General features: G+C 59.7%; 19 protein-coding genes and 2 pseudogenes. 6 read left to right on the forward strand and 15 right to left on the reverse strand.

Going from position 1 to position 19,767, the window contains the following annotated elements:
* Nucleotides 1-217 precede the first annotated feature (217 nt).
* From ACZ46Y_RS01105 to ACZ46Y_RS01115, 3 genes are all read right to left on the reverse strand, one after another.
* Nucleotides 218-484 (reverse strand): hypothetical protein, encoded by a 267-nt coding sequence (locus ACZ46Y_RS01105; RefSeq protein ID WP_311956747.1) that lies wholly within the window; start codon nucleotides 482-484, stop codon nucleotides 218-220.
* A gap of 365 nt (nucleotides 485-849) precedes the next feature.
* Nucleotides 850-1,601, reverse strand: a protein-coding gene (locus ACZ46Y_RS01110) for an IS5 family transposase (protein ID WP_407650535.1) whose coding sequence is annotated in 2 segments (ribosomal slippage) — nucleotides 850-1,266 and nucleotides 1,269-1,601 — 750 coding nt in all. Because the reading frame shifts where the segments join, the coding sequence is not laid out codon by codon here.
* A 311-nt stretch (nucleotides 1,602-1,912) separates the two neighbouring features.
* The gene (locus ACZ46Y_RS01115; RefSeq protein ID WP_311957719.1) at nucleotides 1,913-2,482 is read right to left on the reverse strand and encodes a recombinase family protein; all 570 of its coding nucleotides are present in this window, start codon (nucleotides 2,480-2,482) and stop codon (nucleotides 1,913-1,915) included.
* 224 nt (nucleotides 2,483-2,706) lie between these two features.
* Here ACZ46Y_RS01115 and ACZ46Y_RS01120 point away from each other — a divergent pair, with 224 nt between their 5' ends.
* Nucleotides 2,707-2,952: a hypothetical protein gene (locus ACZ46Y_RS01120; RefSeq protein WP_311957712.1), complete on the forward strand. Its 246-nt coding sequence runs from the start codon at nucleotides 2,707-2,709 to the stop codon at nucleotides 2,950-2,952.
* Between the two features lie 156 nt (nucleotides 2,953-3,108).
* On the opposite strand, the pseudogene ACZ46Y_RS01125 reads toward ACZ46Y_RS01120, so the two are convergent.
* Nucleotides 3,109-3,759 (reverse strand): annotated as a pseudogene (locus tag ACZ46Y_RS01125) (magnesium chelatase domain-containing protein); the annotation flags it as partial.
* Between the two features lie 84 nt (nucleotides 3,760-3,843).
* Nucleotides 3,844-4,185 (reverse strand): accessory factor UbiK family protein, encoded by a 342-nt coding sequence (locus ACZ46Y_RS01130; protein ID WP_311957711.1) that lies wholly within the window; start codon nucleotides 4,183-4,185, stop codon nucleotides 3,844-3,846.
* Nucleotides 4,186-4,396: 211 nt separating this feature from the next.
* Here ACZ46Y_RS01130 and glnK point away from each other — a divergent pair, with 211 nt between their 5' ends.
* Nucleotides 4,397-4,735 (forward strand): P-II family nitrogen regulator, encoded by a 339-nt coding sequence (gene glnK / locus ACZ46Y_RS01135; protein ID WP_311957709.1) that lies wholly within the window; start codon nucleotides 4,397-4,399, stop codon nucleotides 4,733-4,735.
* A 113-nt stretch (nucleotides 4,736-4,848) separates the two neighbouring features.
* A complete protein-coding gene (locus ACZ46Y_RS01140) occupies nucleotides 4,849-5,277 on the forward strand; it encodes a host attachment protein (RefSeq protein WP_311957705.1) in 429 nt (142 codons plus the stop codon).
* A gap of 507 nt (nucleotides 5,278-5,784) precedes the next feature.
* On the opposite strand, the gene ACZ46Y_RS01145 is transcribed toward ACZ46Y_RS01140, so the two are convergent.
* From ACZ46Y_RS01145 to ACZ46Y_RS01160, 4 genes and pseudogenes are all read right to left on the reverse strand, one after another.
* Nucleotides 5,785-6,408: a recombinase family protein gene (locus ACZ46Y_RS01145; RefSeq protein ID WP_446497140.1), complete on the reverse strand. Its 624-nt coding sequence runs from the start codon at nucleotides 6,406-6,408 to the stop codon at nucleotides 5,785-5,787.
* A 187-nt stretch (nucleotides 6,409-6,595) separates the two neighbouring features.
* Nucleotides 6,596-7,347 (reverse strand): IS5 family transposase gene (locus tag ACZ46Y_RS01150; protein WP_407650535.1). Its coding sequence is split into 2 segments (ribosomal slippage): nucleotides 6,596-7,012 and nucleotides 7,015-7,347, totalling 750 coding nucleotides; the frame shifts between segments, so codons are not numbered across the junction.
* Nucleotides 7,348-7,427: 80 nt separating this feature from the next.
* Entirely contained in the window at nucleotides 7,428-8,696 is a 1,269-nt protein-coding gene (locus tag ACZ46Y_RS01155; protein WP_311957745.1) for a ferredoxin reductase family protein, read from the reverse strand.
* A gap of 124 nt (nucleotides 8,697-8,820) precedes the next feature.
* A pseudogene (locus ACZ46Y_RS01160) lies at nucleotides 8,821-9,417 on the reverse strand (transposase); the annotation flags it as partial.
* Between the two features lie 92 nt (nucleotides 9,418-9,509).
* Between ACZ46Y_RS01160 and ACZ46Y_RS01165 the strand changes: the two are divergent.
* Nucleotides 9,510-10,259: an IS5 family transposase gene (locus ACZ46Y_RS01165; RefSeq protein ID WP_311881913.1), complete on the forward strand. Its 750-nt coding sequence runs from the start codon at nucleotides 9,510-9,512 to the stop codon at nucleotides 10,257-10,259.
* A gap of 133 nt (nucleotides 10,260-10,392) precedes the next feature.
* Here ACZ46Y_RS01165 and ltrA read toward each other — a convergent pair whose 3' ends face one another.
* The 3 genes from ltrA to ACZ46Y_RS01180 form a co-directional block, all read right to left on the reverse strand.
* Nucleotides 10,393-11,844 carry a group II intron reverse transcriptase/maturase gene (gene ltrA / locus ACZ46Y_RS01170; RefSeq protein WP_464380065.1) on the reverse strand — a complete coding sequence of 484 codons (1,452 nt, stop codon included), beginning with the start codon at nucleotides 11,842-11,844 and terminating at the stop codon, nucleotides 10,393-10,395.
* A gap of 716 nt (nucleotides 11,845-12,560) precedes the next feature.
* On the reverse strand, nucleotides 12,561-13,028 hold the full coding sequence (locus tag ACZ46Y_RS01175) for a transposase family protein (protein WP_464380063.1): 468 nt from the start codon (nucleotides 13,026-13,028) through the stop codon (nucleotides 12,561-12,563).
* Nucleotides 13,025-13,522 (reverse strand): helix-turn-helix domain-containing protein, encoded by a 498-nt coding sequence (locus tag ACZ46Y_RS01180; protein WP_311957767.1) that lies wholly within the window; start codon nucleotides 13,520-13,522, stop codon nucleotides 13,025-13,027. The genes ACZ46Y_RS01175 and ACZ46Y_RS01180 overlap by 4 nt, the downstream gene beginning before the upstream one ends.
* A gap of 539 nt (nucleotides 13,523-14,061) precedes the next feature.
* On the opposite strand from ACZ46Y_RS01180, the gene ACZ46Y_RS01185 reads away from it, so the two are divergent.
* Complete coding sequence (locus tag ACZ46Y_RS01185; RefSeq protein WP_311957210.1) at nucleotides 14,062-14,838, forward strand: ferredoxin--NADP reductase; 777 nt, start codon at nucleotides 14,062-14,064, stop codon at nucleotides 14,836-14,838.
* A 111-nt stretch (nucleotides 14,839-14,949) separates the two neighbouring features.
* Here ACZ46Y_RS01185 and hemE read toward each other — a convergent pair whose 3' ends face one another.
* Nucleotides 14,950-16,062 (reverse strand): uroporphyrinogen decarboxylase, encoded by a 1,113-nt coding sequence (hemE, locus tag ACZ46Y_RS01190; protein ID WP_311957211.1) that lies wholly within the window; start codon nucleotides 16,060-16,062, stop codon nucleotides 14,950-14,952.
* Nucleotides 16,063-16,327: 265 nt separating this feature from the next.
* Here hemE and ribA point away from each other — a divergent pair, with 265 nt between their 5' ends.
* Nucleotides 16,328-16,963: a GTP cyclohydrolase II gene (gene ribA, locus ACZ46Y_RS01195; protein ID WP_311957213.1), complete on the forward strand. Its 636-nt coding sequence runs from the start codon at nucleotides 16,328-16,330 to the stop codon at nucleotides 16,961-16,963.
* A gap of 25 nt (nucleotides 16,964-16,988) precedes the next feature.
* Here ribA and djlA read toward each other — a convergent pair whose 3' ends face one another.
* Both djlA and dxs read right to left on the reverse strand, forming a co-directional pair.
* On the reverse strand, nucleotides 16,989-17,750 hold the full coding sequence (gene djlA / locus ACZ46Y_RS01200) for a co-chaperone DjlA (protein ID WP_311957216.1): 762 nt from the start codon (nucleotides 17,748-17,750) through the stop codon (nucleotides 16,989-16,991).
* A 71-nt stretch (nucleotides 17,751-17,821) separates the two neighbouring features.
* Nucleotides 17,822-19,750, reverse strand: a complete 1,929-nt coding sequence (gene dxs / locus ACZ46Y_RS01205) for a 1-deoxy-D-xylulose-5-phosphate synthase (RefSeq protein WP_311957219.1) — start codon at nucleotides 19,748-19,750, stop codon at nucleotides 17,822-17,824.
* Nucleotides 19,751-19,767: the final 17 nt, after the last annotated feature.

Consider the following 19,767-nt stretch of genomic DNA (forward strand, 5'->3'; position numbering starts at 1 on the left):
GCTGTATCAAGCCGGACAGGCTCACTGCTGGGCGATCCGGCCATGACCTGCCCATGGGTACTGCTGGCGCTCAGAACGCCTTAGGCAGACGCACAGCGCCGGGACAGGGTATTTCCACATGATGGGAATTATTCTCATCTAGACAAAAAATAGCCCCACCGATGCAGAGCCAAGAGGCTGGACTGCAAAGGCAGGGCTGAGAAATTCTGAAGGGCTGTCAGGCCGGGGTGACATCGCCTGTACCGTCACCGCCAGCTAAGACCCAGGCATCTGTACTTGCAGAGCCTGAAGCGATGTACAGGGCGTAGTCGTCACCGACGACACCGGCACCATCTTGCTTGCCAGACAGGTAAGCCTGGTTGATGGGATGACTGGCATTACCTAGGTCGGCTACAGCTACCTTTGTGTACGGGAATGCTGTAGCTGTGGTCTGGTAAGAATTGTTCTGGGTAAGGTCGCCTGTTCTAAGGTCTTGTACGGGCATACTGAATCTCCTTCTATGGACTGGATGACTGAAGAGCCAGAGGCTCGATACCTGACACGACTAGGATCAACCAGAAGGAGAAGACTACCTTCGACACTCTAGCCCCTTTCTTACCTTTGGTTTTACCAAAGTAGCAATACTAGGAATACTAGGACGTTACAGGACATCCCTTTTCCAAGAAAGGAAAAGGAGAAAAGGTACTAGGGAATCTTGGAATCCAAAAGTTGGCACGATTCTTGCAAAAACACCCTGTGACGTCCTGGTATTCCTGTCACGTCCTAGTAGTCCTAGGACTTCCCGTACTGTTCTACCGGAGGTAGGAAGTAGGGCTGGCATCGCTCCAATGATCTAGGGGGCGTTAACAATTAGGCCAGCCATATGGCGGCTGACACGAGGCAGAGGAGTGACTGGTAGTTTCTTGCCAGTCGCTCATAGCGTGTAGATAACCGCCGGAACTTCTTGATTTTCTGAAAGAACCTCTCCACCAGATTGCGATCTTGGTAACAGTGCCAGTCTACTTCAATGCGCGCCAAACGATTCTTTTTCGGAGGAATCACCGGCTCGGCACCTGCGGCCTGAATCATGTCCCGCAGAGCAGTGGAGTCATACCCCTTGTCGCCCAGCACTGCTTGCGGGGAAAAACCTTCCAGTAGAGCGGGAGCAGCACCATACTCCGACGCCTGGCCCGGTGTGAGAACCAATCGTACTGGGTTACCTAACGCATCGACTGCGGCATGAATTTTGGTGCTCAATCCGCCTCGAGATTTGCCCATGGCTTCGACGTCTTGCGTGTTTTTTTTGACGCTCCATGCTGGTGCACCCTGACGATGCTACCGTCGATCATCAGCTGCTCTAGATCGGGATCGTCGGCTACTGTGTCAAAAATACGCTGCCAAACGCCCTTTCGTGACCAACGGTTATACCGCATGTAGACGGTGTGCCAGCGCCCAAAAGATTCGGGAAGATCACGCCACGGGGCGCCGGTCCGAGCGATCCAGAGCACGGCTTCCACGAACAGGCGATTGTCCTTGGCAGTTACCCCACAGTCTGAGGCTTTGCCGGGGAGCAGGTGCTCGATTCGCTCCCACTGATCATCGCGTAACTTCAACCGACTCATGGCCCACCAAAATCTATGAATACTAAATCAGTTTAAACGAAACTAATGATTGTTAACACACCCTAGGGGCAGCCCCTGAGTCACCATCGCTTCTATAGTGGGCGGAAACCCATGCAACGGCATGGCCTTCCTGCACCTCTCCTATAGTCCGGGTTAACCGGCATCGCCCAGAACGCCCGCACAGGCTCCCTGAGAGCTTGAACAGCCACAGATGCCCCGTAGGCCATGCCGAGCACGAACGCGGCTTAGAGAGGCGCACAGGGCTATCTGAAAGACAGGAGGGCTATCCCCTACCCCGGTGACTATCCCTCCTAGCTGGCCTGCTTGACTGCTTGACAGGCTCGCTTGACCGATGCCGGAGAGATACCGAAGTGCATAGCTGTAGACTTGATGCTGGCGCTGTTCTCCTGACGCCACAGGGCTACCTCGCTGTCATTGATGACCTTCTCCCTGCCGAGAGCCTTCCCCTCTGCCTTGGCTCTCTTGATGCCCTGCATCTGGCGTTCCTTGATGTTGGAACGCTCTAGCTCAGCCATCGCTGAAAGCATAGTGAGCATGGCCTTGCCCATCGGCGTACTCATGTCGAAGCCCTCACGGAGAGATAGGACAGCTACCCCCTTCGCCTTGAGGGCATCCACAGTCTCTAGAACGTCAATGGTATTCCGGCCCAATCGGTCGATGGCGTACACGATGACGGTATCGCCCTCTCGGACATAGCTCAGTAGCTCACTGAGCCCCTTCCTGTCCTTCGCCTTGATGGCCCCTGAGGTGGCTTCATCGGTGAACCAGCGATCCACCTTGTGGCGTTCCTCAATGCTGGCTCTCTGAGTGCCGGTTGACTGGTCTTCGGTGCTGACCCTGGTGTAAGCGATACAGGCCATGGCTTCCTTCCTTCTAGATGGCTCAATATATATGGCTCATAATTTAGGGCTTAGCTCACGGGATGTCAACAGCAATGAGCCACCCTAGGCACCAACCTTCCGCATGGCTCACAGGGTACACCTTACGAGCCATCATAGATAAAGGTACTAAGTCGACATAGCCAAGCATTTATTGTACAAACCATCCCGCCTTGACTGTCACGCATGCAAATAGGATCAGACAAATGTCATTAAGCAAAAACTCAATGAAGAATGCCTTAGATTCAATAGCTGGTGGAGCGTTCTTCGCGCTTCTTATCTTTCAACTGCCGTTGTCGATTTATGGCTTCATGTTTCTGTTTGATTGGGAATGGTGGAAGGCTGGCATCGCAGCGGTTGTAATGACTGGCATTCCATTAGTAAACATTTTTGGAACTATCGGAATGAGCCTTGTCGGTATCTACGGAATAGTAGTCACGCTGTTTGGCTAGGAAATTGTTAGTTCAAACCTAATCTTTAGGCCCGCTCTACCAGCAACCTTCTACGCACATACGTAGTAGCGGGCCTGCCCATCACCTATCTTGACCAACTCAAGCCAACCATTCGATTTCAGTGCGCTTTTTAGTAGGTCTCCAAATCTATGACGTTAGTAGATTGTGACCGCCGGCCGCGGCGACTTCCAGCGCCCGCCGGGCCTGCTGCTGGCCGCGCACGTCGGCGAGGTCAGCCAGGGGCTCAGTGGCGACGGGCGGCGCCGATAGCCGGTGCGGCGCAATACGCTCCTGGTCGAGCAGGTGGGCGACAACTTCCCATAGCGAGCCGGCGGGCAGCACGGTTAAGTCCTGTCCGGCAAGGGCCGCTTCATCGGCGCATTCACGGGGAATAATCAGCCGGTTCCCGGCGGCCCTGGTGGCAAGGGCAAGGGGCAAGACGCCGGGCACGGCGCGCAGCTTGCCGTCCAGCGCTAATTCGCCTGCGCACTCCATGCCTTCAAGGGACTCCGCCGGCAGCTGGCCGGAGGCGGCCAAAATCCCCAGCGCGATAGGGAGGTCAAAACGCCCGCCTTCCTTGGGCAAGTCCGCCGGGGCCAGGTTGAGGGTAATGCGCCGGGTGTTGGGAAAGTCAAAGCCGGCGTTGACCAGCGCGCTACGCACCCGTTCGCGGCTTTCCTTTACCGCCGCCTCGGGCAGGCCCACCAGCGTCAGCCCCGGCAGGCCGTTGGCCAGGTGGACCTCCACCTGAACCGGCGGCGCTTCAAGCCCCAACCCCGCCCGGGTGGCAACAATCGCAAGCGTCATGGCGTGCCCTCGCTGGTGGCAGGTGATGGCTAAACGATTTGTCCTACGCTCGCGCTTGCCGCGATGACGTAGGGTAGTGCGGGCCTACGCCTGGCGATCGCTGCCTGCTGCCGGGCCGTCGTCGGCCCGGGGAAAGGTGCCGGTTGTTTCCCGGTCTTCCGCGGCGCTTTCGCGCTTGGCGTCGGGGTCAACGGCGGCTTCCAGCGCGGCGACCTGGCTTTCCAGCGCTTCTACCCGGGCGCGGGTGCGTTGGAGCACGTCCATGAGGATGTCGAAATCCTCGCGGGACACCAGCTCCAGGCGATCGAAGGCGCCGCGTACCGCCTGCTGCACGCCTTTGTGGATATCTTCAGGCGCCTGGGAGGCATTCTGCAGGCGGTCGCCGATTTGTTGGGCAAGCTGGCTGATGCGGTCTTGAGCGGCCATGGCATTCTCCTTGATGTCCCAAAATAACAGTGTATCTCTCAGCAGGATACGCAACCCATCGCCAATACGCATGCAGAAAACCCCTGATGCTTGCCTTGGCGGCATTTTTTCTTCGTGTCCGGTTGCAGTGTATGCTTAAGCGTAATTTGCCGCCGGGGTAACCGTGCCTCGTGCGTTCTACCTATCCAGCGTTACGTTGAAGGATACTGCCATGAAACTGATTTCTGCGATTATCAAGCCGTTCAAGCTTGATGACGTGCGCGAGTCGCTCTCCGATATCGGCGTGCAAGGCATTACCGTCACCGAGGTCAAGGGCTTCGGGCGTCAGAAAGGCCATACCGAGCTGTATCGCGGCGCCGAATACGTAGTGGACTTTCTGCCCAAGGTGAAAATTGAGGTGGCCGTGGATGACGATCTTACCGAACAGGTCATCGAAGCCATTACCCAGGTGGCTAATACCGGCAAGATTGGCGACGGCAAGATTTTTGTCATGCCGCTGGAACAGGTGATCCGCATCCGTACCGGTGAGACCGGCAAGGATGCGGTGTGAGCGTCTCCGGTAAGGGGCAATGTTGACCTGCTTCGGGGCGCTTGCCATGGTAAAGAGGTAGTACCAGCAGGTTCCGGGTCGAGGCCCGCCGTTGAACAGGAGGAAGTGCAACGATGACAACCTATATCGTGGTAGCCGACGCCGCGCGTGCGCGCATTTTTACCCGCGATGCGCTGAAGCTCGCTGAACAGGAAAACCTGGTGAATGCCGAAGGGCGGCTGCACGAGGGCGATCTGGTTACCGACAGCCCCGGCGCCTCGGTGCACGAGTCGGCGTCAAGCACGGCGCGCTCGTCGGATGAAGGCTCGGCGCTGGATAATGCCAGGGAAGTGTTTGCCAAACAGGTGGCCGACCGTCTGTATACGGCACGTATCGACAACAGCATGGACAAGCTGATTATCGTTGCCCCGGCCAAGTTTTTGGGGCTGCTGCGCGAAAAGCTCGATGCTTCGACGCAAAAGCTTGTGATCCACACCCTGACCAAAAACTTCAGCAAGGCCGCCGTGGAAGAGATTCAAGAGGCCGTGAGCGAACTTCGTTAAACGCTCATGTATAGATAGGCTGTCCTCTTGCTCTTATTGACGGTCAGCTAACGCAAGCGCCGCGCGGGCATTCCGCGCGGCGCTTTTATTGTGCGCCAGGCATGGCGCGTAGCACCGATAGGTGCTGTTCCCGAGGGTGGTGCCTCGGGATGACTTGGGGGTGAAAGTCCCCTGCGGACCCTGATAGCGGGAACCGCTAGCCGAACAGCAAGGGTGTCCGCCGCGAGGCGGAATCTGAAGGAAGCTGAAGGCAAACTCCCGGCCGACGAACAGGAGTCGTATATGAGGCAGCCACATCTGGGCGAGAGGGCAATGAGACTCGAAGCCCAATAGCTATCGGGCTGGGCCAGCTACTTCAGTCTCGTCGACGTGAAGCGCCCCTTGGAAGCGCTGGATAGCTGGATACGTCGCCGACTGCGTTGCGTGATCTGGCGGCAATGGAAACGTCCGAAAACTCGGCGCCGCAAGCTTCTGGCGCTGGGTCTGGGTAGCCAACGTGCCTGGAAGTCAGCGGGGAATGGACGAGGTCCCTGGTCGGTAGTTGTCAAGGAATATGCCGCCGGATGTCATTTTCAGAAGGCGACCGCACGGAGTGTCAGGAGTGATTGCACTTCGGTCTGGGGAATCGGGCTGGCTAGCCTTCAAGGCGGCGTAGAGGGCCGTCTTGCTAACCTTGAACCATGCGGCGGACTCGCGGACGTTCAGCCCATTGGCCAGGTGCTCCCTTGCCCGCTTCAGCTTGTCGTCGGTGACGACAGGCTCGCGCCCTCTTTTGCGCCCACGAGCGGCGGCAGCAGCCAGCCCCACTTTGGTGCGACCACGGATCAGGTCGCGCTCGAACTGCCCCAAGGCACCGAACACATGGAAGATAGGCCGCCCACCGGGCGTGGTGATATCGATGGTTTCGGTCAGCGACCGGAACCTAACACCACGCGCCTCCAAGGTGCTAACCACCTCGACCAGATGCGGCAGCGAACGTCCCAGCCGGTCCAGTCGCCACACGACCAGTACATCCCCATCGCGAAGGAACGCCAGGGCTGCCATCAGCCCCGGTCGTTCCGCCTTGGCCCCGGAAGCAGTGTCATCGAAGATTCGCTCGCACCCCGCCTTGCGAAGCGCATCGGTCTGCAACGCGGTTCCTGCTCCGCCATCGAGACCCGCGCATAGCCAATCACGAGGCTGGAGCAGGGAAGATCCCGTTTTTTTTGCATAGCAAGGTTGAAGCGATTTCCTTACGGAAAACCAGCCCCCAGAAGGCCTTGGAGGCTGGTGTCAAAGCTTGACAGACATCGGTGATGAACTAGGGGGGCGTTAACAATTAGGCCAGCCATATGGCGGCTGACACGAGGCAGAGGAGTGACTGGTAGTTTCTTGCCAGTCGCTCATAGCGTGTAGATAACCGCCGGAACTTCTTGATTTTCTGAAAGAACCTCTCCACCAGATTGCGATCTTGGTAACAGTGCCAGTCTACTTCAATGCGCGCCAAACGATTCTTTTTCGGAGGAATCACCGGCTCGGCACCTGCGGCCTGAATCATGTCCCGCAGAGCAGTGGAGTCATACCCCTTGTCGCCCAGCACCGCTTGCGGGGAAAAACCTTCCAGTAGAGCGGGAGCAGCACCATACTCCGACGCCTGGCCCGGTGTGAGAACCAATCGTACTGGGTTACCTAACGCATCGACTGCGGCATGAATTTTGGTGCTCAATCCGCCTCGAGATTTGCCCATGGCTTCGACGTCTTGCGTGTTTTTTTTGACGCTCCATGCTGGTGCACCCTGACGATGCTACCGTCGATCATCAGCTGCTCTAGATCGGGATCGTCGGCTACTGTGTCAAAAATACGCTGCCAAACGCCCTTTCGTGACCAACGGTTATACCGCATGTAGACGGTGTGCCAGCGCCCAAAAGATTCGGGAAGATCACGCCACGGGGCGCCGGTCCGAGCGATCCAGAGCACGGCTTCCACGAACAGGCGATTGTCCTTGGCAGTTACCCCACAGTCTGAGGCTTTGCCGGGGAGCAGGTGCTCGATTCGCTCCCACTGATCATCGCGTAACTTCAACCGACTCATGGCCCACCAAAATCTATGAATACTAAATCAGTTTAAACGAAACTAATGATTGTTAACACACCCTAAGAGCGGCGGTTACGCTATCGAAAATCGAAGTACTCGTAGGCCAGGTTACGACGCGGAATGCCTAGTTCCTCCATCTGTTGGCTTACTGCCTCCTTCAGCCCCTGGGGGCCACAGAAGCGTACCTTCACGCTATCGGCCGGCACATCGTGAGCGATCTCGACCAGCCGTTCGCGGAAGGCCGCGCTGTTCGGCCCAGCAGGCACTGGCACCAACTCCACGTCGCGCGCGTCGGCCTGGGCCTGCAGGGTCTCGACGCTGGGAAACTCCCGCCCCGGGGTATAACAGTAGAAAAGAGTGACCCGTTCCAGCGATTTGGCTTCGGGATCCTGAAGCCAGGAGATGAACGGCGAAATTCCCACGCCCCCAGCGACCCACACCTCATGGCCGGCCCGCTCTGGCCGTGTGAAGTGCCCGTGGGGCGCATAGATATCGGCGCGCATGCCCACCCGGCTCTCGCTGACCAGCTTTCGCGTGTAGTCACCCAGCCCGCGGATGAAGAACTCCACCGCGCCGCTCTCCTGACTGGCCGAGGCGATAGTGAAGGGGTGGGGCTCTCGCAGGCCTTCCTCTTTCAGCCGCAAGAAGCCGAACTGGCCGGACTGGAAGGTCACGCCGCTGCCCACCGGAGCCAGGCGAAGGCGAACCGCCCCGGCGCCGGGTGAGACCTCCACCACCTCATACTCGCCCTGTCGGGCAAGATGCGGATAAAGCAGCAGTTTCCAGGCTGCCGCCGCCACACCCAGGATCGAAAGCGCCCCTAGCCAGAGGCCGACAGGATCGCCCAAGGCGATGGGCGACTTGAAGGTCAACCAGTGCAGGATAACCACCACGAACAGTGGGCCAGAGAGCTTGTGCCAGCCCCGCCACAGGTGGTAAGGGATCTTGCGATTAAGCGCCAGCAAGATGATGAACATCAGCGCCACGAAGCTCGTCTGGCGTAGCAGGCGAGTCCAGTACTTGCTGATCTCAAGGATTGGCTCCACGTCCCAGACGCCAAGCTTGGCTTTGAACACCATGTGGTACGAAGCCAGTCCCAGCGCCCATACGCCCATCCACTTATGGGCGAGATAGATCCGATCCAGCCCGCCCAATAACCGCTCTACCCAGGCCCAGCGACTGGCCAGGATGGCCGAAGTGGCCATCAGCGCCAGAGCCGCCACTCCGGACGCCAGGCTCAGGGTAGCCGAGGTAGCCCAGGTAGAGGCGGGTACTTCCCACAACACCAGCAGGAAACTGACAGCGACCGTGATGGCTACGGCCTGCCAGGGTTTTAGCACCTTCATGTCTTGCCTCCTTGGGTAACGGTCACGATGACATCGGGGGAGAGGGAGGTTTGTTAAATTATGTGGGCATTATCTACGACGAAGGTGCGGTAGTTGTCAAGGAATATGTCGCCTCTGAGGTCATTTAGGCTACCTGTTTTTCCGGTTCGACAACGGTGACCTGAAGCTCCCGCTCGGGGTTGAGCGACACGGTACCGATGGGCGTCCAGTTGCGCGTCTTACCGCTCCAACGGGCGGGGTTGGCCTCCCGAGCCGCCTGATTGATGGCATGGCGCTTGGCCAGCACCTCGGTATCCTCCCCAGCATGTCGTTGTGCCGGTGTCACCAGGCGGATCCCGCTGTGGCGATGCTCGTGGTTGTACCACTGCACGAAGCCAGCCACCCACTCGCGGGCATCGTCGAGCGTGGCGAACCCGTCGACGGGGTAGCAGGGCCGGTACTTGCAGGTCCGGAACAGTGCCTCCGAGTAGGGGTTGTCGTTGCTGACCCGCGGCCGGCTGAAGGACGGCGTGATGCCGAGCTCATGCAGCTTCTCCAGCAACGTGGCGCCCTTGAAGGGGCTACCATTGTCCGCGTGCAGTACCAGCGGCTTGTCAATGATCTGCTCGGCCAGCACCGCCCGTTCCAGCACGCTGCGGGAGTTGTGGGCCGACTCGGCCAGGAATACCTCCCAGCCGGTGATCTTGCGGCTGAAGATGTCGATCATCATCACCAGGTAGTAGGGTCTGTTGACGTTTCATGGCAGGGGTATTGGCAGGATAGGGGCAAGCTCACAGAATAAAGGTTCCTAAGCCAACAAACTGCAAGCCTGCCATGCCCCGACAAATGCTCACGGATGAACACTGGCCGAAGCTGAAATCTATCCTGCTTCAACAAGGTATTTATGACAAGACCGATCTGCGTACCACGGTGGAAGGCATCCTTTATCGGATGCGAACCGGCTGCCCGTGGCGGGACCTACCGGAGGCGTTTGGCCCCTGGAACACGGTCTACAAGCGCTTCAACGCCTGGTCAGCGAGTGGAAAGCTGATGAGGATTTTCATCTCTCTGGTGGAAGATCCTGATGTCGAGTGGCTATTTATTGATGGTTCCTACGTCAAGGCTCACCAAGATAGCACTGGGGCTGCCACGGAAGATGCAGAAGCCATTGGCAAAAGTCGTGCAGGCAATACCAGCAAGATCCACTTGGCCGTGGATGCTTATGGGTTGCCGATCGCCTTCAGAATAACCGGGGGTGAAGTGCACGACAGCACGGAAGCCCAGGCATTGATTGACGGTTTGCCGGCAGGTGACGCGCTGGTGGCTGACAAAGGCTATGACAGTGAACGTATCCGTGAGCAGGTCGAAGCCAAAGGAATGGCTGCCGTCATTCCACGCAGGCGTAACTCGAAAAAAGGAAATGCCAATCTGGACAGAGGGTTATATCGCTACCGGCATCTGGTTGAGAATGCCTTTGCTCGATTGAAACCGTATCGCGCCATTGCGACGCGCTACGATAAGCTCAAACGAAATTACGAAAGCATGGTGGCCTTGGCATGCGGCTTTTTATGGCTACCAATGTGAAACGTCAACAGGCCCTAGTACTGCCCCTTGATCGGACCGCCCAGTGGAGTAAGAAGCAGGGCGTAGTCGAGCTATTTCCCTACTTCTCCTCCCCGAACCGTACGTGCACCTCTCAGCGCATACGGCTCTCCATTCAAGTGTGGCTCAAAGCCATGGCAACATCTCGGTAGCGCGAAGTGACGGTGTTGCGTACCTCTTCCTGTGGCAGATAGGGATTTGCCTCAGGAAGCCGCCATCGGAAGGTCATCTTTCGACTGGTTACCAGACGTCTCAGGCTCGTTACGCAGAAAACACCTCTGCCATTTGGGCCAAAGAATTTCCATGTCTTGGCTTGTTTCTCTGTTGGTCTCAGGAAGTGTTTTCGCATCATGGACTTTATCGATGCGCGATACTTCCTTGATAGCCAGTGGCCAAATCGCCAGAAGACAATGCCATCTATCTTCCTGTAAGTGATCGCGGTGTAGTCGGTATGCTGGTAGAAATTTGCCCATCCCGCCAGTCGGCGATTCAGGCGGTCCACCATGTCAATCCTATTCGCGCTATGATTGCTAGACAATTCTTTCGCCAGTGATGCAGCGAAATTCTTTGCCTTTTCACGGGGGATGGACGTGACCGGGCGCATTGTGCCATTGGGACCGCGTTTACGGACTACTCTATGACCCAGGAAAATGAACCCATCATTCACATGTGTAACATGGGTCTTATCCATATTCAGAGTTAATGAGAGGTCGTCCTTAAGGAACAGTCGGCACTCCTCGCGGATAGCCTCAGCATGAGCCTTGTTTCCTTTAACAACCAAGACGAAATCATCAGCGTAGCGACAGTAAGCTACCGCTGGTCGCCAATGTCGTCTTTCTCGCATGGCGATTGGAAATTCTCGTTGGATGCTAGAGTTCCAGTACCAACGATCTTTGCGAGCCTTCTTGCCAAGATAGCGTTTCTCAAGCCATTGGTCGAATTCATTCAGCATGATATTCGACAGTAATGGTGAAAGCACACCACCTTGCGGAACGCCGTCGTGAGCAGCATGAAACAGCCCTTTGTCGACATGGCCCGCTTTGATGAATTTCCAGAGGAGGTCTAGGAAACGACTGTCACAAATCCGCCTGCGAACGCACCGCATCAGCTTTCGGTGGTGGACAGTATCAAAGTAGCTTGCCAAGTCGCCTTCTATGACCCAGCGGCCCTTTGTTTCTCCACTATCCGTAAGCTGCAATTTCACGGTTCGGATAGCATGGTGCACGCTTCTTTCGGGGCGGAAGCCGTAGGATAAGCGATGGAAGTCGCTTTCCCATATGGGCTCCATTGCCATCAGCATCGCACGTTGTACAATCCTATCTCGCAGTGTTGGTATCCCCAGTGGACGCTTCTTGCCGTTGGCCTTCGGAATATAGATACGACGAGCAGGCTGAGGCTGATAGGTTCCAGCCAGCAGCTCTGAGCGAATATCATCCACATAGTGGCTAATATCCTGCTCTACTACTCGTCGAGTCTCACCGTCTACCCCAGCAGTCTTGGCCCCCTTTGATGCCAGTGTTTTCCACGCAGCATCCAGGAGCCAATCGCGCCCTGCAATCAGCCTCAACAGTCGATCAATCCTACGATTCGGATCTTCTGTTGACCATGTTGCTAGCTTGCTCTGCATTTCCCTGATTATCAAAGGTCTTCACCTCTCTCAGTCAGGTAATTAGTGGAACAAGCCACTTGAACTGCCTCCCTTCGCCATGTGGTGGGCTTTCCCCACCTCGGACTACTACGGAGGCTCCGCCAGCTTGTTGGGCATCGGGGTCGCACTCCCTTACCATCCCATACAAGCCTTCCCTCGTTTACATGCTGGACTCAAGCGTATGGAGGAGGTTGCCGATCGCAATCTTTACCCTTGCATGCTGCAAGTTGGTGTACCCGGTACGGATTAGCTGCGCACTGTCCATACCTCTGTTGGCAACGACTTGGCTATTCGTTGCCCGCAGCAGAAGTGAGCCGTACCTGTACTCACTGCTGGGGTACACACCTCCAATAAGCCGTGTAGGAGGTGGCGACACGTTCAGCCCACAGACGCGGATTAATCGGTTCGTGTTCCTCAACCTTTCCATACTTAGCCTAGAGGTGCATCTTGGCGTAACGGCTTCGCCTCACACCCCGTTTCCCACGGGTTACATCACCCTGCCAGTGCACTGCAGGTCACTGCCGCTTCGGCTCATGCCCTCTCACAGCAGAGGGCAGCCCTTCACTAGGAGCATCCTGCTCGTCATGAAGGTATTCCAGTCATGCTCGTGCCCATTCAGCTACTTCCTGCTGCCTTCAGGGTCGAGGCACACGCCACGTGCAATCCCACGACCACACCTGATTCGGCGCAGTGGCCTGGTAGGTCGTGGGCTTGGTGCGGCGTTGAGGTGGCTTGGCACGGCCCCGGTGCACCACCTCCCGGTGCTTGCGCATCACCCGGTAGAACGACGAGGGTGACGCCAGATAGCGCTGCTCCTCATCGAACAAGCGCACCACGATCTGCTCCGGTGGCAAGCTCGCGTACTCGGGGCGGTGGCACACGTCGAGAATCTCCTGCTCTTCGGCCGGTGTCAGCGCGTTAGCCGGCACCGGCCGGTCGACCAAAGGGCGCTGGTCCTCGCGCAGCTCGCCGTCGCGCGTCCAGCGCTGGTACGTTCTGGCGGTGATGCCCAACTCGCGGCAGGCGGCCTCCAGGCGGGCCCCTTGGGCCCGGGCTTCTTCGATCAGCGCGATGGCGCGTTGGCGATCTGGGGTGCTGATCATGCGTCCTCGTCCCCCCAGATCGCCTTCGCCTTTTTTCTTAGGGCCAGTAACGCTGCGGTTTCTGCCAGGGCCTCGTTCTTGCGGGCGAGCTCCTTCTCCAGGACTTTGATGCGCTTACGCTGCTGTCTGGCCTCGTCGGCCTCACGTTGGCGTTCCGAGTGGGAGAGGCTGGCGGCCTGCTCGCAGTCGTGGCGCCACCGCTCCAGCTGCTCGGGATAAATCCCTCGGCGGCGGCAGTATTCCGCAGTTTCCTGGGCGTTCATCGAGGCGGTCTCGATCACGGCGCTGAACTTGTCCTTGGACGACCAGCCATCGGCGCCCTTGCCCAGAGCATCCGGCAGGCAACGCCCCTCGGCGCGGGCTTCCTTGCGCCACTTGTAGACGGTGCCCAGCGAGATCCCCTCCTGCTCCGCGATCACCTGCGGGGAGAGGTTGTGGGGAGGCAGCAGCTTAGTCACGACGGCTTGCCGGCGCTCCTCGGAGTAACGAGGCATGAGTGTCTCCTTTCGCCCCCTGGTCGGTTTATAAGAACAGGGTATCAGAGGGTACGACACTCATCCTGACACTGGGGATGATGTCCGTGGGCTTGCATTGCCGTTTGGCGGGTCGTCCTGCCAGGGCTTTGGCGTTGGAGAAGTTTCTCGATTACGTAGCCCAACACCACGATGTCTGGATTGCCCGGCGGGCTGATATTGCTCGGCATTGGCATGAAAAGCACCCGCCGACCAAAGGGTTATAGGTCATGTATATAAATATGGCTCGCGTCGGCCTTGGTGTAAGTTAGGCGTATGATTCCAGATAAGGCACTGAGTGAAGCACTTGCCAGATCGCAGGGCCTGAACGAGCCCTTTTGTTCCCCATAGTGCTTGCCAGGGTCTGCGGCTACGGGACAGGCAGCGCGTTCCTTTTGGCCTGCGCTTGCCTGTCGCATCCCGGCTGACGCGAAACGTTGCACTCAGTGGTAAAGTAGGCCGCCAGAGAATGGCCGGCCCGGCGGCCGGCTTCGTCACCGCTATTGTCAAAAGGAGCCGCCATGAGCAAGTTCGCCAAGGCTGAAGTGCTGAGCGTTCATCACTGGAACGATACGCTGTTCAGCTTTCGTACTACCCGGGAGCCAACCCTGCGTTTCAAGTCCGGCCAGTTTGTCATGATCGGGCTGGAGGTGGACGGCAAGCCGCTGGTGCGGGCCTATTCCCTCGCCAGCCCGCACTATGAAGAGCACCTCGAGTTTTTCAGCATCAAGGTGCAGGACGGCCCGTTGACCTCGCGCCTGCAGCACCTGGAAGTCGGCGACGAGATTCTGGTCGGCCGCAAGCCTACCGGCACGCTGGTAACCGATGATCTGCTGCCCGGGCGCAACCTCTATCTGCTGTCTACCGGTACCGGCATGGCGCCTTACATGAGTCTGATCCAGGACCCGGACGTCTACGATCTGTACGACAAGGTCATCCTGGTGCACGGCGTGCGCTATGTGTCCGAGCTGGCCTACGCTGACTTCATCACCCGGGAGCTGCCCCAGCACGAATATCTGGGCGAGGAAATCAGCGAAAAGCTGGTCTACTACCCCACCGTGACCCGGGAAGCCTTCCACACCCAGGGGCGGCTGACCGACCATATCCGCAGCGGCAAACTTACCGCCGATGCCGGCTTGCCGCCCCTCGACCCCAGCCAGGACCGCGCGATGATCTGCGGCAGCCCCGCGATGCTTGACGATACCAGCGCGCTGCTCGACGAGCTTGGCTTCAAGATCTCGCCGCGCATGGGCGTGCCGGGGGATTACGTCATTGAGCGGGCGTTCGTGGAAAAGTAACGGCGCGGCAGAGCACGGGCCGAAAGAAAAGTAACAACGAAAAACGCCCCGCATCCCCGCTAATGCGGAGCCTGCAGGGCGCTTGAGCAGCCGGTGGGAAAGGCCTGCCGATCAGGCGTTCTGGTGGGCGGGAATGTCGCGATGATACTGCGGGCTAAGCTCGTGCAGCGAGTCGATGAATGCCGTGACGTTGTCCGGATCGGTGAACTGGCTGATGCCGTGGCCCAGGTTGAATACGTGCCCCGGCCCCTGGCCGTAGCTTTCCAGAATCCGCGCGACCTCGGCGCGAATGGCGCTGGGGCGAGCAAACAGCACGTTGGGGTCGAGATTGCCCTGGAGCGCCACGCGATGGCCCACGCGCTGGCGCGCGTCGGAGAGCTCGGTGGACCAGTCCAGCCCCACGCCGTCAGCCCCGGCGGCGGAAATATGCTCAAGCCACTGGCCGCCGTTCTTGGTGAACATGATCACCGGCACCCGACGGCCGTCGTGCTCACGGATCAGCCCCGAGATGATCTGTTCCATGTAGCGCAGCGAGAACTCCAGGTACGCCGGCGTGGACAGCGCCCCGCCCCAGGTATCAAAAATCTGCACCGCCTGGGCCCCGGCGCGGATCTGGGCGTTGAGGTAGTCGGTCACCGCGTGGGCGAGCTTGTCGAGCAGCTGGTGCATGGCGTCCGGCGTGTCGTAGAGCATTGACTTGATGTGGCGGAAATCCTTGCTCGAGCTGCCTTCCACCATGTAGGTGGCAAGCGTCCAGGGGCTGCCGGAAAAGCCGATCAGCGGCACCCGGCCGTTGAGCTCGCCGCGGATGGTGGATACCGCGCGCATCACGTAGTCCAGGTCGCGCTCGGCGTCGGGCACCTTGAGCGCCTCGACCTCTTCGGGAGTGCGTACGGTCTTTTTGAACTTCGGCCCTTCGCCGGTCACGAAGTAAAGCCCCAGGTCCATCGCATCGGGAATGGTGAGGATGTCCGAGAAGAGGATTGCGGCGTCCATCGGATAGCGCTCAAGCGGCTGCAGCGTCACTTCGCAGGCCAGATCCTGGTTGCGGCACAGGTCCATGAAGCTGCCCGCCTCGGCGCGCTTGGCGCGATATTCGGGCAGGTAGCGGCCGGCCTGGCGCATCATCCATACCGGCGTGCGGTCCACCGGCTCGCGCGCCAGCGCACGCAGTAAGCGGTCATTGTGTAGCGGTGAAGCCTGAGCGGCAAAAGCAGAAGTCATAGAATACAAGCTCTTGAAAAAATAGCCTGCCTGAGAGGCATGCCAAGGGTGTAAGATGGATTGTATGGCATGGAAGGTGTTTTGCTAAACTCGGGCGCTACCATCCGGCGCTTGTGTGGCCATGCGCCCTGCAATGCCGTCCTGATTATACCCGTCTTGCGGCACCGTTGCTGCCGCGGCAAGCGGCGGTGAAATACGCTGTTAAACCCGGAAAGGCTTCTCGGCGCGCTTTTTCCGCGGACGTGTTCGACCATCGAGGTAACCTGTGACGATTCGCTTCATTGCCGCATCCCGGCTGCCCACCCCCTGGGCGACATTCACCATGCACGGTTTCGAGGACGAAGCCACGGGCAAGGATCACGTGGCGCTGACCCTGGGGGACGTAAGCGGCGAAACGCCGGTGCTCGGGCGGGTGCATTCGGAGTGCCTGACCGGCGATGCGCTGTTTTCCATGCGCTGCGACTGCGGCTATCAGCTGCAGGAAGCGCTCAAGCGTATTGCCGGGGAAGGTCACGGGGTGCTTCTGTATCTGCGCCAGGAAGGCCGCGGCATTGGCCTGCTGAACAAGATCCGCGCCTACCACCTTCAGGACGAAGGCGCCGATACCGTCGAGGCCAACGAGCGGTTGGGCTTCGGCGCCGATATGCGGCGTTACGACCTCTGCGTGCCGATGCTCAACCACCTGGGCGTGCAGGCGCTCAGGCTGATGACCAACAATCCGCGCAAGGTCGACGCTCTGACCCGAGACGGCGTCAACGTGACCGAGCGGGTGGCGCTGACTACAGGGCTCAACCCCCACAACGAAGGCTACCTCTCCACCAAGGCCGGCAAGCTTGGCCACATGATGGCGCTGGATGACTTCACCCCCGCCAGCAGCGTGGATGTCGAGCGCAAAGGCTGAGCCCCGCTAGAAGCCGGGTCGCGGCTTAGCCGTTGCCCCGGGCCTTCTGGATCTGCTCGTAGGCGCTGCCGATCTCCGCGGTGCGCTCCTTGGCGACTTCGCGCATGCTTTCGGGTAGCCCCTTGGAAGCAAGCTTGTCCGGGTGGTTTTCGCTCATCAGCTTGCGGTAGGCCTTTTTCACCTCGGCGTCGCTGGCGTCCTTTGATACGCCAAGTACCTGGTAGGCATCCTCGAGTGACGGCCCCTGGGGCGCTGCCGACTGGGCACCGCCGCGCAGCATGGCCTCTATCTGGGCAATTTCTGCCTCGGAGCAGCCAAGTCCGCGCACCACGCGCATGATGACCTCGCGCTCGGCCGGGTGCAGCTCGCCGTCGGCGGCCACGGCGGTCAGCTGAACCTGTAAAAACAGCTGGCGCAGGGCCGGCTGGCTGCCGGCCATCAGGCGAACCTTGGCGACTTCGGCGTCAAGGTCAAAGTCATCGCTCTTGCCGCGGTTGAAGTCGGCCCGGGCCTGGGTCCGCTGGGCCTCGCTCAGGCGCAGCTTGTCCCACAGCTGGCGCGAGGCCTCCAGTTCGTCTTCGGACACCCGGCCGTCGGCTTTGCACACGCAGCCCATTACCGCAAAGGTGGACGACAGGAACTGCTGCTGGGCACCCAGCAGCTTGCCCACCATTTTTCGGCGCAGATACTTGACCAGCCAGTAGCCCAGCCCGCCGCCGATTAAAAGACCGAGCGGGCCGCCCAGCTGGTAGCCGATGAAGGCGCCGATCAGGGTAATTATCAACATGGCGTCTCTCTTGGGTTTGCAAATGGGTTTGCGAAGTTAACGGGTAGAAGAAAGATAGGGCACCCAGACGATCATGCCCGCGCCGCCAGGCGCCGGCGAATGGCGTGTTCGATACCGGCAGCGTCGAGCCCGCAGTCGGCGAGCAGCTCCGCCGGCGTGCCGTGTTCCACAAAGGCGTCGGGCAGCCCCAGGTGCAATACCTCGGCGTCGACGCGCTCGGCGTCCAGCAGCTCGCTGACTGCACTGCCGGCACCGCCGGCGACCACGTTTTCCTCCAGCGTTACCAGCAGGTCATGCTCGCTGGCCGCCTGAAGCACGGCGTCGCGATCAAGGGGCTTCACCGAGCGCATGTTGACGTGGCTGGCGTCAAGCGCCTCGGCCACGTCGGCGGCCGGGCCGTTCATGCTGCCGAAAGCCAGCAGGGCGATGCGCGGCTGTTCGCCGTCGCCGCCTTTCCGGCGGGTCTCTGCCTGACCGATGGCCAGGGGCTTCAGGTCTTCGGCCACGGCCACGCCCGGGCCGGTGCCGCGGGGGTAGCGCACCGCGGCGGGGCCGGGATGATGATAGGCCGCGCTGAGCATGGCCCGGCATTCGGCTTCGTCAGCCGGGGCAAGGATGACCATGCCCGGCACGCAGCGCAAGTAGGACAGGTCCATGCTGCCGTGATGGGTGGGGCCGTCTTCGCCGACCAGCCCGGCGCGGTCGATGGCAAAGGTAACGTCGAGCGCCTGGACGGCGACGTCGTGAATCAGCTGATCGTAGCCGCGCTGGAGAAACGTCGAGTAGATCGCCACCACCGGCTTGGCGGCCTCGCAGGCCATGCCCGCGGCAAGCGTGACGGCGTGCTGTTCGGCAATGGCCACGTCGAAGTAGCGCTCGGGGTATTCCTTGGAGAAGCGCACGAGATCAGAGCCTTCGCGCATGGCCGGAGTAATGCCGAGCAGGCGCGGATCGGCGGCGGCCATGTCGCACAGCCATTCGCCGAACACCGCGCAGTACTTGCGCTTGGCCGGTGCCGGCGGCGCGGGGCTGGCTGCGGCCTTGGCGTCGCTGCCGGGCTTTTCCAGCTTGGTAATGGCGTGGTAGCCGATGGGGTCGGCCTCGGCGGGCAGAAAGCCCTTGCCCTTGCAGGTTTTGATATGCAGAAACTGCGGGCCCTCGGTGCGGCTCAGGGTATCAAGCGTCTGGGTCAGGCTCTCAAGGTCGTGGCCGTCCACGGGGCCTGTGTAGTTAAAGCCCATTTCTTCAAACAGCGTGGCCGGGCTGACCATGCCTTTCATGTGCTCCTCGGTGCGCCTGGCAATTTCCAGCGCGCCGGGCAGGTGCGAGAGCACCTTTTTGCTCTCTTCGCGCATCTTCAGAAAGGGCACGCTGGAAAAGATCCGCGACAGATACGTCGCCATGCCGCCGACGTTTTCCGAAATCGACATCTCGTTGTCGTTGAGGATCACCAGCAGATTGGCGTTGACGTGGCCGGCGTGGGCCAGCGCCTCGAACGCCATGCCGGCGGTGAGCGCACCGTCGCCAATGACCGCGCAGACTCGGCGCGTATCGCCCTTGGCTCGGGCGGCCAGCGCCATACCGAGTGCGGCAGAGATTGAGGTGCTGGAGTGGCCCACGCCGAAGGTGTCGTACTCGGACTCGGCCCGGCGGGGAAACGCCGCCAGGCCGCCGTGCTGGCGAATACTCAGCATGGCGTCGCGGCGGCCGGTGAGCACCTTGTGCGGGTAGGCCTGGTGGCCGACGTCCCACACCAGCCGGTCGTGGGGCGTGTGGTAGACGTGGTGCAGCGCCACGCTGAGCTCGACCACGCCAAGCCCGGCACCGAAGTGGCCGCCGGAGACGCCTACGCTGTACAGTAGGTAGGCGCGCAGTTCGTCAGCCAGGCGGGCCAGCTGATCCGGCGACATCGCGCGCAGGGCCGCGGGATGGTCAAAGGTATCGAGCAGCGGCGTAGCCGGGCGCTCACGGGGTATCTCGTCGAACAGCTTCATGGACATAGCTTCATGGACATAGC

This window comes from Halomonas garicola, assembly GCF_055382465.1.

Excerpts from the sequence above, each read along its gene's own strand:
- ACZ46Y_RS01115 (WP_311957719.1), bottom strand. The coding sequence starts at position 2,482 with ATGGCCTGTATCGCTTACACCAGGGTCAGCACCGAAGACCAGTCAACC.
- ACZ46Y_RS01155 (WP_311957745.1), bottom strand. The coding sequence starts at position 8,696 with ATGAAGGTGCTAAAACCCTGGCAGGCCGTAGCCATCACGGTCGCTGTC.
- ACZ46Y_RS01130 (WP_311957711.1), bottom strand. The coding sequence starts at position 4,185 with ATGGCCGCTCAAGACCGCATCAGCCAGCTTGCCCAACAAATCGGCGAC.
- ACZ46Y_RS01140 (WP_311957705.1), top strand. The coding sequence starts at position 4,849 with ATGACAACCTATATCGTGGTAGCCGACGCCGCGCGTGCGCGCATTTTT.
- ACZ46Y_RS01165 (WP_311881913.1), top strand. The coding sequence starts at position 9,510 with ATGCCCCGACAAATGCTCACGGATGAACACTGGCCGAAGCTGAAATCT.
- djlA (WP_311957216.1), bottom strand. The coding sequence starts at position 17,750 with ATGTTGATAATTACCCTGATCGGCGCCTTCATCGGCTACCAGCTGGGC.
- ACZ46Y_RS01185 (WP_311957210.1), top strand. The coding sequence starts at position 14,062 with ATGAGCAAGTTCGCCAAGGCTGAAGTGCTGAGCGTTCATCACTGGAAC.
- ACZ46Y_RS01175 (WP_464380063.1), bottom strand. The coding sequence starts at position 13,028 with ATGATCAGCACCCCAGATCGCCAACGCGCCATCGCGCTGATCGAAGAA.
- ACZ46Y_RS01105 (WP_311956747.1), bottom strand. The coding sequence starts at position 484 with ATGCCCGTACAAGACCTTAGAACAGGCGACCTTACCCAGAACAATTCT.
- hemE (WP_311957211.1), bottom strand. The coding sequence starts at position 16,062 with ATGACTTCTGCTTTTGCCGCTCAGGCTTCACCGCTACACAATGACCGC.
- dxs (WP_311957219.1), bottom strand. The coding sequence starts at position 19,750 with ATGTCCATGAAGCTGTTCGACGAGATACCCCGTGAGCGCCCGGCTACG.
- glnK (WP_311957709.1), top strand. The coding sequence starts at position 4,397 with ATGAAACTGATTTCTGCGATTATCAAGCCGTTCAAGCTTGATGACGTG.
- ACZ46Y_RS01180 (WP_311957767.1), bottom strand. The coding sequence starts at position 13,522 with ATGCCTCGTTACTCCGAGGAGCGCCGGCAAGCCGTCGTGACTAAGCTG.
- ACZ46Y_RS01120 (WP_311957712.1), top strand. The coding sequence starts at position 2,707 with ATGTCATTAAGCAAAAACTCAATGAAGAATGCCTTAGATTCAATAGCT.